Annotated in this window: 11 protein-coding genes; 6 read left to right on the forward strand and 5 right to left on the reverse strand. The window is 68.9% G+C overall.

The annotated features are described in order from the left end of the window. Positions 1-126 precede the first annotated feature (126 nt). Genes G6N23_RS14200 through G6N23_RS14215 form a run of 4 tightly spaced genes read left to right on the forward strand, consistent with a single transcriptional unit; the run spans position 127 to position 5,529 of the window. Positions 127-1,104, forward strand: coding sequence for an oligopeptide ABC transporter permease OppB (locus G6N23_RS14200; RefSeq protein WP_085261911.1), 978 nt, complete (start codon positions 127-129; stop codon positions 1,102-1,104). Further along, positions 1,101-1,982: an oligopeptide ABC transporter permease OppC gene (locus G6N23_RS14205; protein WP_085261912.1), complete on the forward strand. Its 882-nt coding sequence runs from the start codon at positions 1,101-1,103 to the stop codon at positions 1,980-1,982. The genes G6N23_RS14200 and G6N23_RS14205 overlap by 4 nt, the downstream gene beginning before the upstream one ends. Beyond that, positions 1,979-3,808 carry an oligopeptide ABC transporter ATP-binding protein OppD gene (locus tag G6N23_RS14210; RefSeq protein ID WP_085261913.1) on the forward strand — a complete coding sequence of 610 codons (1,830 nt, stop codon included), beginning with the start codon at positions 1,979-1,981 and terminating at the stop codon, positions 3,806-3,808. The genes G6N23_RS14205 and G6N23_RS14210 overlap by 4 nt, the downstream gene beginning before the upstream one ends. After that, positions 3,805-5,529, forward strand: a complete 1,725-nt coding sequence (locus tag G6N23_RS14215) for an oligopeptide ABC transporter substrate-binding protein OppA (RefSeq protein WP_372509052.1) — start codon at positions 3,805-3,807, stop codon at positions 5,527-5,529. The genes G6N23_RS14210 and G6N23_RS14215 overlap by 4 nt, the downstream gene beginning before the upstream one ends. 112 nt (positions 5,530-5,641) lie before the next feature. Here G6N23_RS14215 and G6N23_RS14220 read toward each other — a convergent pair whose 3' ends face one another. Further along, entirely contained in the window at positions 5,642-8,257 is a 2,616-nt protein-coding gene (locus G6N23_RS14220; RefSeq protein ID WP_085261914.1) for an AAA family ATPase, read from the reverse strand. Further along, positions 8,254-9,399 (reverse strand): metallophosphoesterase family protein, encoded by a 1,146-nt coding sequence (locus G6N23_RS14225; RefSeq protein WP_085261915.1) that lies wholly within the window; start codon positions 9,397-9,399, stop codon positions 8,254-8,256. The genes G6N23_RS14220 and G6N23_RS14225 overlap by 4 nt, the downstream gene beginning before the upstream one ends. Positions 9,400-9,585: 186 nt before the next feature. Between G6N23_RS14225 and G6N23_RS14230 the strand changes: the two genes are divergently transcribed. Beyond that, a complete protein-coding gene (locus G6N23_RS14230; protein ID WP_234808676.1) occupies positions 9,586-10,086 on the forward strand; it encodes a SixA phosphatase family protein in 501 nt (166 codons plus the stop codon). A 33-nt stretch (positions 10,087-10,119) separates the two neighbouring features. On the opposite strand, the gene G6N23_RS14235 is transcribed toward G6N23_RS14230, so the two are convergent. The 3 genes from G6N23_RS14235 to G6N23_RS14245 all read right to left on the reverse strand — a co-directional run bounded on the left by G6N23_RS14235 (position 10,120) and on the right by G6N23_RS14245 (position 11,702). Continuing rightward, positions 10,120-10,326 carry an excalibur calcium-binding domain-containing protein gene (locus tag G6N23_RS14235; RefSeq protein ID WP_095174153.1) on the reverse strand — a complete coding sequence of 69 codons (207 nt, stop codon included), beginning with the start codon at positions 10,324-10,326 and terminating at the stop codon, positions 10,120-10,122. A gap of 339 nt (positions 10,327-10,665) precedes the next feature. After that, on the reverse strand, positions 10,666-11,208 hold the full coding sequence (locus tag G6N23_RS14240) for a DUF3558 domain-containing protein (RefSeq protein WP_085261918.1): 543 nt from the start codon (positions 11,206-11,208) through the stop codon (positions 10,666-10,668). Then, positions 11,205-11,702 carry a DUF3558 domain-containing protein gene (locus G6N23_RS14245; RefSeq protein ID WP_085261921.1) on the reverse strand — a complete coding sequence of 166 codons (498 nt, stop codon included), beginning with the start codon at positions 11,700-11,702 and terminating at the stop codon, positions 11,205-11,207. Before G6N23_RS14245 ends, G6N23_RS14240 begins: the two co-directional genes overlap by 4 nt. Positions 11,703-11,875: 173 nt before the next feature. Between G6N23_RS14245 and G6N23_RS14250 the strand changes: the two genes are divergently transcribed. Then, positions 11,876-13,621: an ABC transporter ATP-binding protein gene (locus tag G6N23_RS14250; protein ID WP_173675010.1), complete on the forward strand. Its 1,746-nt coding sequence runs from the start codon at positions 11,876-11,878 to the stop codon at positions 13,619-13,621. Positions 13,622-13,629: the final 8 nt, after the last annotated feature.

A 13,629-nucleotide genomic window follows, 5' to 3' on the forward strand; every position in this document is an offset into this window, starting at 1 on the left:
CCCGGGAATCAACGGATAAAAATCATCGGAATCATTGCGTTGCGCCAAGCGTCTCCCCCGGCTCACCCGGACGGCGCCGCCCACCCTCTACCCTGTGCTGATGCCGCACGTCTGCGAGGCCGCGCCGTGATGCGGTTCCTGGCCGGCCGGGCGCTGAACTACCTGGTGCTGCTGGGCCTGGCATCGTTCCTGACGTTCTGCCTGACCTCGCTGGCGTTCGCCCCGCTGGACTCCTTGATGCAGCGCAATCCCCGTCCCCCGCAGGCCGTCATCGACGCCAAGGCCGCTGAACTGGGCCTGGATAAGCCCATTCCGCTGCGTTACGCGCATTGGGCCTCGCACGCCGTCCGCGGCGATTTCGGCGTCACCGTCACCGGCCAGCCGGTCTCGGGGGAACTGGGGCGGCGCATCGGGGTCAGCCTGCGGCTGCTGGTCGTCGGCTCGCTGGCCGGCACCGTCATCGGCGTGGTGGCCGGTGCCTGGGGGGCGGTACGCCAGTACCGGTTCTCCGATCGGGTGATCACCCTCGCGGCGCTGCTGGTGTTGTCGGTGCCGACCTTCGTGCTGGCCAACCTGGTGATCCTGAGCGCGCTGCGGGTGAACTGGGCCCTGGGCGCGCAACTGTTCGACTACACCGGCGAGACCTCGCCGGGGCTGGTCACCGGCTTCTGGCCGGGCCTGGCCGACCGCCTGCAACACCTGGTGTTGCCGTCGCTGACCCTGGCGCTGGGCGCCGCGGCCAGCTTCAGCCGCTATCAGCGCAACGCGATGCTCGACGTGCTGGGCCAGGACTTCATCCGCACCGCACGCGCCAAGGGTTTGACGCGCCGGCGTGCGCTGTTCAAACACGGGCTGCGCACAGCGCTGATTCCGATGGCGACACTGTTCGCCTACGGGGTGGCCGGGCTGGTCACCGGGGCGGTGTTCGTGGAGAAGATCTTCGGCTGGCACGGCATGGGCGAATGGGTGGTCCAGGGCGTGGCGACCCAGGACACCAATATCGTCGCGGCGATCACAGTGTTCTCCGGTGCGGTGGTGTTGGCCGCCGGGCTGCTCTCCGACGTGATCTATGCGCTGCTCGATCCCCGGGTGCGAGTGTCATGACCGCCGAGATCGAGTTCGCCTCCCGGCGCACCCTGGTGCTGCGCCGCTTCCTGCGCAGCCGTACCGCGGTGGGTGCGCTGGCGCTGCTGGCGGTGATGTTCGTCGGCTGCTACGCGCTGCCGGGCCTGCTGCCCTACTCCTACACCGACCTGGACTACGACGCGCTGCTGGTTCCGCCGGGGGCTCGACATTGGCTGGGCACCAACGCTTTGGGCCAAGATCTGCTGGCCCAGATTTTGCGCGGCATGCAGAAGTCCATGCTGATCGGGGTGTGCGTGGCGCTGATCTCTACGGTGATCGCCGCGACGGTGGGGGCGATCTCGGGGTATTTCGGCGGCTGGCGAGACCGGATGCTGATGTGGCTGGTGGACCTGCTGCTGGTGGTGCCGGCGTTCATCCTGATCGCGATCATCACCCCGCGCACCAAGAACAGCGGCAACATCGCGCTACTGGTGCTGCTGCTGGCCGGATTCAGCTGGATGATCAGCGCCCGGATGGTGCGCGGGCTGACGATGAGCCTGCGCGAACGTGAATTCATCCGGGCCGCACGGTATATGGGCGTCTCCAGCCGGCGCATCATCATCGACCACATCGTGCCGAACGTGGCGTCGATCCTGATCATCGACACCGCACTCAACGTCGCGGTGGCGATCCTGGCCGAAACCGGCTTGAGCTACCTGGGTTTCGGCATTCAACCGCCGGACGTCTCACTGGGCACCTTGATCGCCGACGGCACCGCCTCGGCGATCACCTTTCCGTGGGTGTTCCTGTTTCCGGCCGGGGTGCTGATCACGATCCTGGTCTGCGCCAACCTCGCTGGGGATGGCCTGCGCGACGCCCTGGACCCCGACGCCGCGAGTTTGCGGGGCCGCGGATGAGTGCCCTGTTGGAAGTGACCGACCTGACCGTGACGTTCGGCGCCGGCGCCGAGGCGGTGCACGCGGTGCGCGGTATCAGCTATCGGGTCGCCCCGGGTGAAGTGGTGGCGATGGTCGGCGAGTCCGGCTCCGGCAAGTCCGCGGCGGCCATGGCGGTGATGGGGTTGCTGCCCGAGCACGCCCGGGTGTCCGGGTCGGTGCGCCTTTCGGGCACCGAGCTGATCGGCCTGGGCGACACGGCGATGTCGAAGTTCCGCGGCGCCTCGATCGGAATGGTGTTCCAGGACCCGATGTCGGCGTTGACGCCCGTCTACACCGTCGGGGATCAGATCGCCGAGGCCATCGAGGTGCACAATCCCCGGATTGGTCGGGCCGCAGCCCGGCGGCGTGCCGTGGAACTGCTGGAGCTGGTCGGGATCTCCCGGCCACAGGAGCGGGCGCGGGCGTTCCCCCATGAGCTGTCCGGCGGGGAACGCCAGCGGGTGGTGATCGCGATCGCCATCTCGTGTGACCCCGACCTGCTGATCTGCGACGAGCCCACCACCGCGCTGGATGTCACCGTGCAGGCCCAGATCCTTGAGGTGCTCAAGACCGCACGCGACGTGACCGGCGCCGGGGTGCTGATCATCACCCACGACCTCGGGGTGGTCGCCGAGTTCGCCGACCGGGCACTGGTGATGTACGCCGGGCGGGTGGTGGAAGCCGCGCCGGTCGAAGCGCTGTACCGCCGACGCAAAATGCCTTACACGGTGGGGCTGTTGGGTTCGGTGCCGCGCCTGGACGCACCGCAGGGCACCCGGCTGGTGCCGATTCCGGGCGCACCGCCGTCTTCGGCCGGTGTCGAGCCCGGCTGCCCGTTCGCGCCGCGCTGCCCGCTGGTCACCGACGAGTGCCGGGCACAGGAGCCGGCGCTGCTGATGGTCGGGCCTGAGCATTCCGCCGCCTGCATCCACACCGATCAGGTGGGCGAGCGCAGCGCCGCTGACATCTATGGCGTTCGCACCGCTGTTGCCGTATCCGAGCCCGGTGATTCCCCCACCGTGGTGCGGGTGCGTGACCTGGTCAAGACCTACCCGCTGACCAAGGGCGTGCTGCGCCGCAACGTCGGCGAGGTCCGCGCGGTCTCCGGCGTGAGCTTCACATTGGAGCAAGGCCGCACGTTGGCGATCGTCGGCGAGTCCGGATCCGGTAAATCCACTACGCTGCATCAGATCCTGGAACTGTCGGCGCCGCAGTCAGGTTCGATCGAGGTGCTCGGCACCGACGTCGCCACCCTCAAGCGCGAGGGCCGCCGCGCCCTACGGCGGGATCTGCAGGTGGTGTTCCAGGATCCGGTCGCCTCGCTGGACCCGCGGCTGCCGGTCTTCGAGGTGCTCGCGGAGCCCTTGCGCGCCAACGGCTCCGACAAGTCAACGACGCATGCCCGGGTGGCTGAGCTGCTGGAGCTGGTCGGGCTGCGACGCAGCGACGCCGCACGGTATCCGTCGGAGTTCTCCGGCGGCCAGAAGCAGCGGATCGGTATCGCCCGCGCGCTGGCATTGCAGCCGAAGATCCTCGCGCTCGACGAACCGGTGTCCGCGCTGGATGTGTCGATCCAGGCCGGCATCATCAACCTGCTGCTGGACCTGCAGCAGCAGTTCGGGCTGTCGTATCTGTTCGTGTCACACGACCTGTCGGTGGTCAAGCATCTGGCGCACCACGTGGCGGTGATGTTCGGCGGGGAAATCGTTGAACAGGGCGAGGCGGATCAGGTTTTCGGTGACCCGCAGCACGACTACACGCGCCGCTTGTTGACCGCCGTGCCGCAACCGGTGGTGAACTCATGAATCCGACGTTGACTCTGCGCTCACCAGGGAGTTGTGCGAGAAGAACGCCTGGTGGGCGCAGAGTCAACGGGGTGGCGGCGTTGGTAATCGCTGTCGGGCTGGCCCTGAGCGGGTGCGCGGCGGTCGACATCACCGCCCCGGAAGGCATCTCCGCGGTCGGCACCGCCAGCGACATCAACCCGCAGGACCCGGCCAGCCTGCGCGACGGCGGCAACCTGCGGTTGTCGATGAGCCAGTTCCCGCCGAATTTCAACCCGCTGCACATCGACGGCAACCTCGCCGAGAACGCCGCCATGCTCAAGGCCACCATGCCGCGGGCCTTCATCATCGGACCCGACGGCTCGGCGACGGTGGACCCCGATTACTTCACCAGCGTGGAGCTGACCGGCACCAACCCGCAGGTAGTCACCTACACCATCAACCCGAAAGCCAAGTGGAGCGACGGGACCCCGCTGTCCTGGACCGACATCGCCAGCCAGATCCATGCCACCAGCGGCGACGATCCCGGCTATGCGATCGCGACCACCAACGGCGCCGAACGGGTCGCCTCGGTGACCCGCGGCGTCGACGACCGCCAGGCCGTGGTGCGGTTCGCCAAGCCCTACGCGGAGTGGCGGGGCATGTTCGCCGGCAACTCGATGCTGCTGCCCAAGAGCATGACCGCCGACCCGGACACCTTCAACAAGGCACAGCTGAGCCGGCCGGGGCCGTCGGCGGGGCCGTTCATGCTCTCGTCGCTGGACCGCACCAGCCAGCGAATCACGTTGGTGCGCAATCCTGCCTGGTGGGGCAAGCGCCCGAAGCTGGACACCATCACCTACCTGGTGCTCGACGAGTCCGCGCGGATGCCGGCGCTGCAGAACCACACCATCGACGCCACCGGGGTGGCCACCCTGGACCAGCTGACGATCGCGCGGCGCACCGAGGGGATCGCGATCCGCCGGGCACCGACGCCGGCCTGGAATCACTTCACCTTCAACGGGGCGCCGGGGGCGATCCTGTCCGACAAGGCGCTGCGGCTGGCGGTCATGCGCGGTATCGACCGGACCACGATTGCCAAGGTGACCCAGCGCGGGCTGACCGCCGACCCGGTGCCGCTGAACAACCACATCTACGTCGCCGGCCAGGAGGGCTACCAGGACAACTCCGCGGTGGTGGCCTACGACCCGCAGCGCGCCGCGCGCGAGCTCGACGAACTGGGTTGGAAACTGCACGGGAAGTTCCGGGAGAAGGACGGGCGCCCGCTGGTGATCCGGCACCTGTTCTACGACGCGTCGAGCACCCGGCAGTTCGCTCAGGTGGCCCAGCACAATCTGGCCCAGATCGGGGTCAAGCTGCAGCTCGACTCCAAGGCCGGCGGCGGCTTCTTCACCGACTACGTCAATGTCGGCGACTTCGACATCGCCCAGTTCAGTTGGGTGGGTGATGCTTTCCCGCTGGCCGGGCTGACGCAGATCTCGGCGTCCTACGGGGAGGCCAACTTCGGCAAGATCGGCAGCCCGGAGATCGACGCGAAGATCGAGGAGACCCTGGAGGCGCTGGACCCGGCGGTGGCCCGCGCCAGGGCCAACGAGGTCGACGCGCTGCTGTGGGCCGAGGGGTTCAGCCTGCCGCTGATCCAGACCACCGGCAATGTGGCGGTGCGCAGTTCGCTGGCGAACTTCGGCGCGCCGGGCCTGGCGGATCTGGACTACACGGTGATCGGCTTCATGAAGGACTGACGCGGTCTTCTTCTTTGCCGAACGTGTACTGACAGCGACGATCCCGCGATTTTTTCGCACTGGGTACACGTTCGGCGCACAATGGCACCGCGGTCACAGCGTGCCGAAATGGTCACGCACTCAAGTCGATGCGGTGGGCATCCTTGACGCTGCCGTAGCGGTCCGGGCTGCAGGTCAACACGATAACCTGGCCGTGCGAACCGACCGCGTCGAACACCGCACCCATCTTCTCCAGCCGGTCCGGGTCGGTGAAGCCCAGCGCGTCGTCGATCACCACCGGGACGCTGTCCTCCTTGGCCACCAGCGCCGCCCCGGCCAGTCGGGTCAGGATGCCCAGCTGTTCCTTGGCGCCACCGGACAGTGACTCGTAGGGCACGGTGCGACCGTCGAGGGTGCGCGTGCAGATCTTCAGGTCGGTGTCGACGTCGACTTCGAAGTCGTCGCCGAACACCTTCGCGCCGAGCCGCTGGATCTCGGCGCGGAACGGTTCGACGTAGCGGCGGCGGGTGTCGTCTCGGTGGCGGTTCATCGTAGACCGCAGCAGGGCCGCCGCGCGCGCCCGCCGGCCGATCCGATCATGTTCGGCCGCGACGTGTTCCCGCGCGGTCCGTGCGGCGTCGAGCTGACCCCGGCGACCCTGGGTCCCGAACACCGCGAGTTCGACCTCCACCTCGTGCAGCGCGCGGGCGGTCTCAGTGTGCCGGGCATCAAGTTCCTGGGCCGCGGTCTGCGCAGCGGCGAGTTCGGCGTCGACCGCGTCGGGCGCCGCGGCGCCCAACTGTTCGGTCAACTCGGCCACCCGCTGCTGCGCGGTGCGCACGGCCTGCATGTCGGCCTCGGCGCCGGCTGCCAGGTCGTCATCGCTGACCGTTGCCCGCTGCGCGGCAAGACGCTGGCTGACCGTCTCCAGCTCGCCACGCTGCGTCGCCACTTTGCCACGCAGCAGCGTCAGCCGGGTGGCCGCCTCCGTGCGACGCGCAGCAGCCTCCTGAGCTGCTTGGCGCACGACTTCGCAGTCGGTGTCGGCCTGCACCCGCAGCGCCTCGGCCGCGTCACGGTCGGCGCGGGCCTGTTCGGGTGTGATCCCGGCGGGGATCTCGCCGTGCTCGCCGCGCAGCCGCGCTAGCCGGGCGCGCAGTTCTGCGACGTCGTCGTCGCCGCGCAACGCTGCCTGCGCGGCGATCAATTGGTCGCGGCTGCCCTCTAGTTCGCGGCGCCGCTGATCGGCGTGACGTGCCTGCGCCAGCTCGGTCACTCCCGCTGCTGCCAGAGCGTTGGCCAGCTCGGCCTGTGCCGCAGCATGTTTGGTGCTGGCCTCCCGTGCACTGTCGCCGGGCCGAACACGCACGCTGAGCAGGCCGGGCAGGCCGACCTCAATGCCGTCGGTGACAGTGGCCGACCAGCTCTGGCCGGCGGACAGCGGGGTGTGCTCGCCGGCGATCACCAGATCGATGTCGGCGACCGCGGTGAATTCCAGGGTCGCCGAGATCGCGGCCAGCGACGCCTCGGTGCGGTCGCAGGCCGCGACCGCGTCTTCGACCCGGCGCAGCATCGGCTCGGTCACCACGATCTGCGCCAGCTCCGCCGCCACCTGGGCAAGCTGGTCCTCGGTGGCGTCGAGGCGCTCGAGCCGGGCGGCCAGCCGGTCCGCCTCGTCGCGGGCGGCGAGTTGGTCGACGACCCGGCGGGCGGAAACAGCGCGTTCGGTGGCGGCGGCCAGCGCGTGTGCGGCGCCGGCCGCGGCGGCCTCTGCCGCGGTGGCTTCGGCCTCGACGGTGGCCTGCGCCTGGGCGGCGTCGCCGATCTCGGTGTCCAACAGGGCTATCGCGGCCGCGCGGGATTCGAGGTCGTCGCGCAGCCGCTGCCGCTCGGCCTGAGCGGAGCCGGTCGCGGAGCCGGTCGCTTCGGCCGCGGTAGCCACCAACTGCGCATCGCGAAGCCGGCTGCGCAAGTCGGCGATCGCCGCGCCGGCGGCCTGCGCGGCGCTGTGCCGGGCATCGGCGGCGGCCTGCTCCTCGGTCAACCTCGCCAACTGCTCGGACAGCTCGGCATGCCGGTGCACCCGCTCGTCCACTTCGGCGAGCAGCTCGGCGCACCGCGCCACCTCGGCGTCGGCGTCGGCCAGTGCGGCGATGGCGCTCGCCCACTCGCCGGTGGGGCGTCCGGTCGCGGTGAAGTAGCGCGCGTACTCGGCATCGATCCGCTCGATCAGCAGCGGCTCGGTTCCGCTGGGGCTCGCGGTGTCACCGGCGGCGACGTCCAGCGCCCTCGACAGCGCATCGCATCCGGACAAGTCCACCGCCACGGTCGAGGCCGCCTGCAGCACTCGCTGCGCCTGCCACAGGCCGGTGTCCATGGTCTCGTCCAGCATCGCGCGGACTCGTTCGTGGGCCTCGTCGCCGGTGAGCTGCTCGCGGCGCGGCTCCAGAATGGTCAATTGCGTCCGGGGCGCCTTGTGGAAGCGTTTGTGATAGACGAAACGGTACGGGCCGGTGCTGATCTCCGCGGTGACCTCGGCGCCGACGTCAGCGTGAGTCGGCTTGACCTGTTTGACGTCTTTTTTGGCGGAGCGGTCCTTGGACTCCAGCAACAGGTCCAGCGCCTCGATCATCGAGGACTTGCCGATCTCGTTGGCGCCGCACACCACCACCACGCCGTGGTCGGGGAAGTCGATCTCCCGATGCGCCACGCCGCGGTAGTTGGTCAGCGCCAACCGGTGCAGTCTCATGCCACCCCCCGATCGACCAGGCGCAGCAGCAGCGCCAGCGCGGCTTGGGCATCCTCGGCAGCGCCGGTGTCGTCCGCGCGCGCGGCGGCGACCAGTTCCTCGACCGCGTCGGCGGCGAAACCGCCGATTCCCAAATCGGAGAATTCGCCGTCGGCGGGAACCACCACCAGGTGGGTATGACGCTTCCAGGTGCCCACCCAGGCGAACAGCCGCGAATAGCGGTCCAGGCAGACATCGAGAGCGGCCCGGTCGGTGACGCTGAGCGAACCCGTCAGGGCCAGCTGGACCACCGTGCGTTCCTTGTCCGGCAACTGGTCGAGGTTGATGTCCAGGTCGGTGACGTCACGGCCGGTGTCGAGCTGGCGGTGCAGTGTCAGGAAACGCCACCGGCCGACGTGTCGGGAGTCGACGCTCACGGCGCCGTCGGTCTCGTCGATATCGACCACCAGCACGTGGCCGGGATCGGATTCGATGTCGTCGAAGTTGGTCGGCTCCGGCGATCCGGAATACCAGATGCGTCCGGTTGCCCCCACCTGGGTGCGGGAGTGCTTGTCCCCCAGCGCGACATAGTGGATCGCGCCGCGGTCCAGGGCGTCCTGCAGGGCCGCCAGCCGAATCAGCGCGGGGTTGTTCGGGTCGGGGTCCAGCGCGTCGACGCCGCCGTGGGCAACCAGGACCCGGATGGTGCCGTCGGCGGGCAGGCCGTCAAGCACGGCGCTCGCCAGGTCGGTGGTGGGCCGTTTGGATCGCCACGGCGCGGCGACGATCTCCAGACCGGGGCGCACCCGATGCACGCCCGCGGTGTCGAGCACGACGACGTTGTCGGGGCACTCTGCGGTGAACAACGCGCTGGTGTAGACCGATGCGGCATCCAGCGGATCGTGGTTTCCGGGTAAGAGGTAGACCGGGATTCCGATGGTGCGCATGGCTTCCAGGGACTGGCTGATGACCTCGGGGGCGAGTTGATTGTCTTCGAACACGTCCCCGGCGACGACGACGAACTCCGCTCCGGTCTCGGCCGCCAGCGCGCCGAGGCCGGCCACCGCGTCGCGCCGGGCCGCCGAGTAGCGCGGCTGGGCGTCGCCGGCCAGGAAGTGCCGGGTCATGCCGAGCTGCCAGTCGGCGGTGTGCACGAATCGCATGTCGGTCCCGTCCCTTTCCGCCGGCTGTCGGCCGGGCATCGCGAGTGTATGGCCGGTCACCGACAAGCCCGCGGACCTTGCTCGGCAGGTCTCAACGCCCGGCGGACAACCCCATCCCGCACGTCTCACCCGGCACTTCAGCATCAGCAGGGATGCCGGGATACGACGGCCCCTACCCTGGGACCGGTGAGCACCCGCACCTTGATCCTGCTTCGGCACGCCAAGTCGGACTATCCGCCCGGGGCGGCCGACCATGAACGCCCGCTGGCCAAGCGCGGAATCCGGGAGGCCGGGCTGGCCGGCGACTGGTTGCGCGCCCGGAACCCCGAGATCGACGCGGTGCTGTGTTCGACGGCGACTCGCACCCGGCAGACCCTCGAGCAGACCGGGGTAAGCGCACCGGTGCGCTATCTCGACGACCTCTACGAGGCCGCGCCCGGAACCGTGATCGCGACGATCAACACCGTCGGCGACGACGTGCACACCCTGCTGGTGATCGGCCACGAACCGGCCATGTCGAGCGTCGCCCTCGGGTTGGCCGGCGCACCGGGAACCGATGCCGCTGTTGCCCAGCAGATCTCAGAGAAATTCCCGACCTCGGGGATCGCCGTGCTGCACGTCAACGGCGGTTGGGCGGACTTGGAACTCGGGACAGCAGCCCTGGTGGACTTTCACGTGCCGCGCTGATCGGCCCCGCGCATGTGGCGCTCGGGGCCGGACTCAGCGCTTTGGTTCGCAGGCGAGCCCGTCACCGTCGCGGTCGAGCTTCGACGAATAGGCGGGATCGTCTTGGGTGATGTTGTACCGGCCATCCGCGTGGGCTTCGGAGCAATTCTTGTAGGGCGGGTCGGCCATGGCCACCGGGGCGACTGCCACACCGGCAGTCGCCGCACTCACGACGATGGCGATCAGAAGACGGTGACGCATCATCCTTGCCCTCTCCTTGGGAGTCAAACCTGCGCAACGACAGTGAATCTGACAGCTACCAGACGGTGACTCTAGCCGCCAGCAGGCCCGTTGTCCTGGAATCGGTATGGGGATGCGGTAACCGCCCGTTCAAACCCGGAAACGGTTGCCCGGTGCGTTGCTCGCTTGTCTCGCCCACTCGCCGATCCGTGGGTGCGCGAACACCCTTCGGCAACGACCGCCCCTTGTGAATCCCGCTGGTCAGCGAGATAGTCTGGGCCGCAATAGGAACCATCACTTCGAACCACCTGGTTCAAAGCGAAAGCGTCGGCATCCCTGGCTGAGGTCCGCCCTGTCCCGCTACGAGTTCGTCGCGAGCGTCAATTCCATCAGCTTGATCGCCTGCTCGCACGCGTCGATCCCCGGAGCCTGCGGGTTCACCCACCAGCCGACCACGCCGGCGGCGTCGCTAGCGACTCCGCACGAGCCGTTCGGGTCCGCGGGGCGCATCACGATCGACGGCACGCCCACGATCGTCTTGTTCTCGATCTGATACTGCAGGAACTCGGCGACCTTGCGCTCGTTGTCCAAGCTGCCCTGCTCGAACCAGAACCGGGTGATGTCGATCAGCCCGGCCGGGTTGGCCGCCTGCCAGCGGCAGATCGCGCCGACGAAGGTGCTCTGGATGTCCAGCGGGTCCGCCCCCACCGTCTTGGCCAGGATGTCGGTGGTCAGCACCTCGCACTCCTTGAGCAGATTGGGGTACTGCCGCTCGGAGTTGTTGTTGCGCTGGGTATCCCCGGAGCCCGCCTTGACCGCGGTGCCGCCCACCTCACGGGAGCAGGCGGTTGGCGCGATCAGCACGGCCAGCGCCCCGAGAACGGCCAGAATCCGGCGGGTCATTTGGAGTTCGCAATCGACTGGCGGGTCAGCTCTTTGGCGACGTCGCACGGGTCCGGGAACGGCTTCTGGGCGAAACTCACCGACCACTCGATGAAGTCGTCCTTGAACTGGATGCCGATCTCGCACAGGTTGTCGCCCATGGTCGGGGCGGTGCCGATCGCGATGAAGCCACTGTGGCCGTCGATGTTGATGTCCTCCACCGACGTGCGCGACACCTCCTCGGTCTTGCGCTCGCGCCCGATCGGGCTGCCGCGATACCAGGAGAAGGAGAAGTGCGGTCCCATGATCCCGCCGCGGGCCAGCCACTGGCAGCCCACCGAGTTCTGCGCGGTGTTGACCAGCCCCGACACCCGGGTCAGGTTGGTGACGGTCTCGTCGCTGATGCCCCCGCACTGCGGGAAGGACGGCCCGTGAGTGCTCTGGTCGGACTTGGTCGCCGAGGACTCGCCGGACTGGGCTTCGGTCGAGCCGGAGTCGGAACACCCGGCGAGCATCGGAATCACGGTAGCGACCGCCAGGGCCGGGACCGTCAGTTTGAGCCGCACACGATGCACTGTAGCGGCACCACCGCCGGGCAACCACGACACACCGGGTGACCAGTCGGTTTGTGTCGCCCCGGCACTGTCACCACCGCATGCGGCCCGCACGGATGTGCGACAGTAAGCCCATGCTCCTGGCGCTGCTGCGCTGCTACCTCAGGCCGTACCGCTGGCCGGTCGCGGCGGTGATGACCCTGCAGCTGATCAGCACCCTGTCCTCGTTGTACCTGCCGACCGTCAACGCCTCGATCATCGACGACGGGGTGGTGCGCGGCGACACCGCCGTCATCACCCGGCTGGGTGCGGTGATGCTGGCGGTCACCGGCCTGCAGGTGCTGTGCGCAATCGCGGCGGTCTACTTCGGCGCGCGGACCGGGACCGGCTTCGGCCGGGATCTGCGCCGGGCGGTGTTTAACCGGGTGATCGGCTTCTCCGAGCGCGAGACCACCCGATTCGGCACGCCGACGCTGCTGACCCGCACCACCAACGACGTCCGCCAGATCCAGCTGGTGGTGCAACTGGGGACGACGGTGCTGGTCGCCGCGCCGATCATGAGCATCGGTGGGCTGCTGATGGCGCTGCACCAGGATGTCGGACTGTCCTGGCTGCTGGCGGTGGCCGTACCGGTACTGGCGGGGGCCAACTACGCGATCGTGGTGCGGATGCTGCCGTTGTTCCGCCGGATGCAGATGCTGATCGACAACATCAACCGGGTGCTGCGTGATCAGCTCACCGGGATCCGGGTCATCCGCGCCTTCGCCCGGGAAACCCACGAGCAGGACCGGTTCGCCCGCGCCAACACGGCACTGTCGGACACCTCGATGACCGTCGGCAACCTGCAGGCGCTGATGCTGCCGGCCACCACGCTGATCATCAACGCCTCCAGCGTCGCGCTGATCTGGTTCGGCGGGCTGCGCATCGACGCCGGGCAGATGCAGGTCGGTTCACTGATCGCGTTCCTGTCCTATTTCATGCAGATCCTGATGGCGGTGTTGATGGCCACCATGGTCGTGGCGATCCTGCCGCGCGCCGCGGTATGCGCCGAGCGGATCACCGAGGTGCTGTCCACCGAGCCGGCGCTGAGCACCCCGGTGAACCCGGTGACACCGTCGGCCGCCACCGGCGAGGTCCGGCTGGCCGGGGTCGGCTTCGCCTATCCCGGCGCCGACCGGGCGGTGCTGCAGGACGTGTCGCTGACCGCCCGGCCCGGCTCCACCACCGCGGTGGTCGGCTCCACCGGGTCGGGAAAGTCCACCCTGGTGTCGCTGATCTGCCGGCTGCGCGACGTGACCGACGGCGCGGTGCTCATCGACGGCGTCGACGTGCGCGACCGCGACCCCGAAGAGCTGTGGTCGGGTATCGGGCTGGTGCCGCAACGCGGCTACCTGTTCTCCGGGACCGTCGCCGACAACCTGCGCTACGGCGCCCCGGCGGGCGCCGAGGTCAGCGACGAGCAGATGTGGGAGGCGTTGCGGGTGGCGGCCGCCGACGATTTCGTGACCGCGCACCCCGACGGGCTGGCGATGCCGGTGGCCCAGGGCGGGATCAACCTGTCCGGTGGGCAGCGGCAACGGCTGGCGATCGCCCGGGCCGTGATCCGCCGGCCGTCGATCTATCTGTTCGACGACGCGTTCTCCGCACTGGACACCCGCACCGACGCCGCGGTGCGGGCGGCACTGCGCGAGGTGGCCGCCGATGCGACGGTGATCATTGTGGCGCAGCGGATCTCGACGGTGGTGCAGGCCGATCAGGTGATCGTCATCGATGACGGGCAGGTGGTCGGTGCGGGCACCCATCAGCAGTTGCTGGCCGAGTGTCCTACCTACGCCGAGTTCGCCGAATCCCAGTCAGTGATGGCCGGAGGGCTGCCGTGACGGCCCCG

It is taken from the genome of Mycolicibacter terrae (assembly GCF_010727125.1).
Lineage (GTDB): Bacteria > Actinomycetota > Actinomycetes > Mycobacteriales > Mycobacteriaceae > Mycobacterium > Mycobacterium terrae.

Excerpts from the sequence above, each read along its gene's own strand:
- G6N23_RS14245 (WP_085261921.1), bottom strand. The coding sequence starts at position 11,702 with ATGCTCGCCGGGTGTTCCGACTCCGGCTCGACCGAAGCCCAGTCCGGC.
- G6N23_RS14225 (WP_085261915.1), bottom strand. The coding sequence starts at position 9,399 with ATGCGATTCGTGCACACCGCCGACTGGCAGCTCGGCATGACCCGGCAC.
- G6N23_RS14215 (WP_372509052.1), top strand. The coding sequence starts at position 3,805 with ATGAATCCGACGTTGACTCTGCGCTCACCAGGGAGTTGTGCGAGAAGA.
- G6N23_RS14210 (WP_085261913.1), top strand. The coding sequence starts at position 1,979 with ATGAGTGCCCTGTTGGAAGTGACCGACCTGACCGTGACGTTCGGCGCC.
- G6N23_RS14250 (WP_173675010.1), top strand. The coding sequence starts at position 11,876 with ATGCTCCTGGCGCTGCTGCGCTGCTACCTCAGGCCGTACCGCTGGCCG.
- G6N23_RS14240 (WP_085261918.1), bottom strand. The coding sequence starts at position 11,208 with ATGACCCGCCGGATTCTGGCCGTTCTCGGGGCGCTGGCCGTGCTGATC.
- G6N23_RS14235 (WP_095174153.1), bottom strand. The coding sequence starts at position 10,326 with ATGCGTCACCGTCTTCTGATCGCCATCGTCGTGAGTGCGGCGACTGCC.
- G6N23_RS14205 (WP_085261912.1), top strand. The coding sequence starts at position 1,101 with ATGACCGCCGAGATCGAGTTCGCCTCCCGGCGCACCCTGGTGCTGCGC.
- G6N23_RS14220 (WP_085261914.1), bottom strand. The coding sequence starts at position 8,257 with ATGAGACTGCACCGGTTGGCGCTGACCAACTACCGCGGCGTGGCGCAT.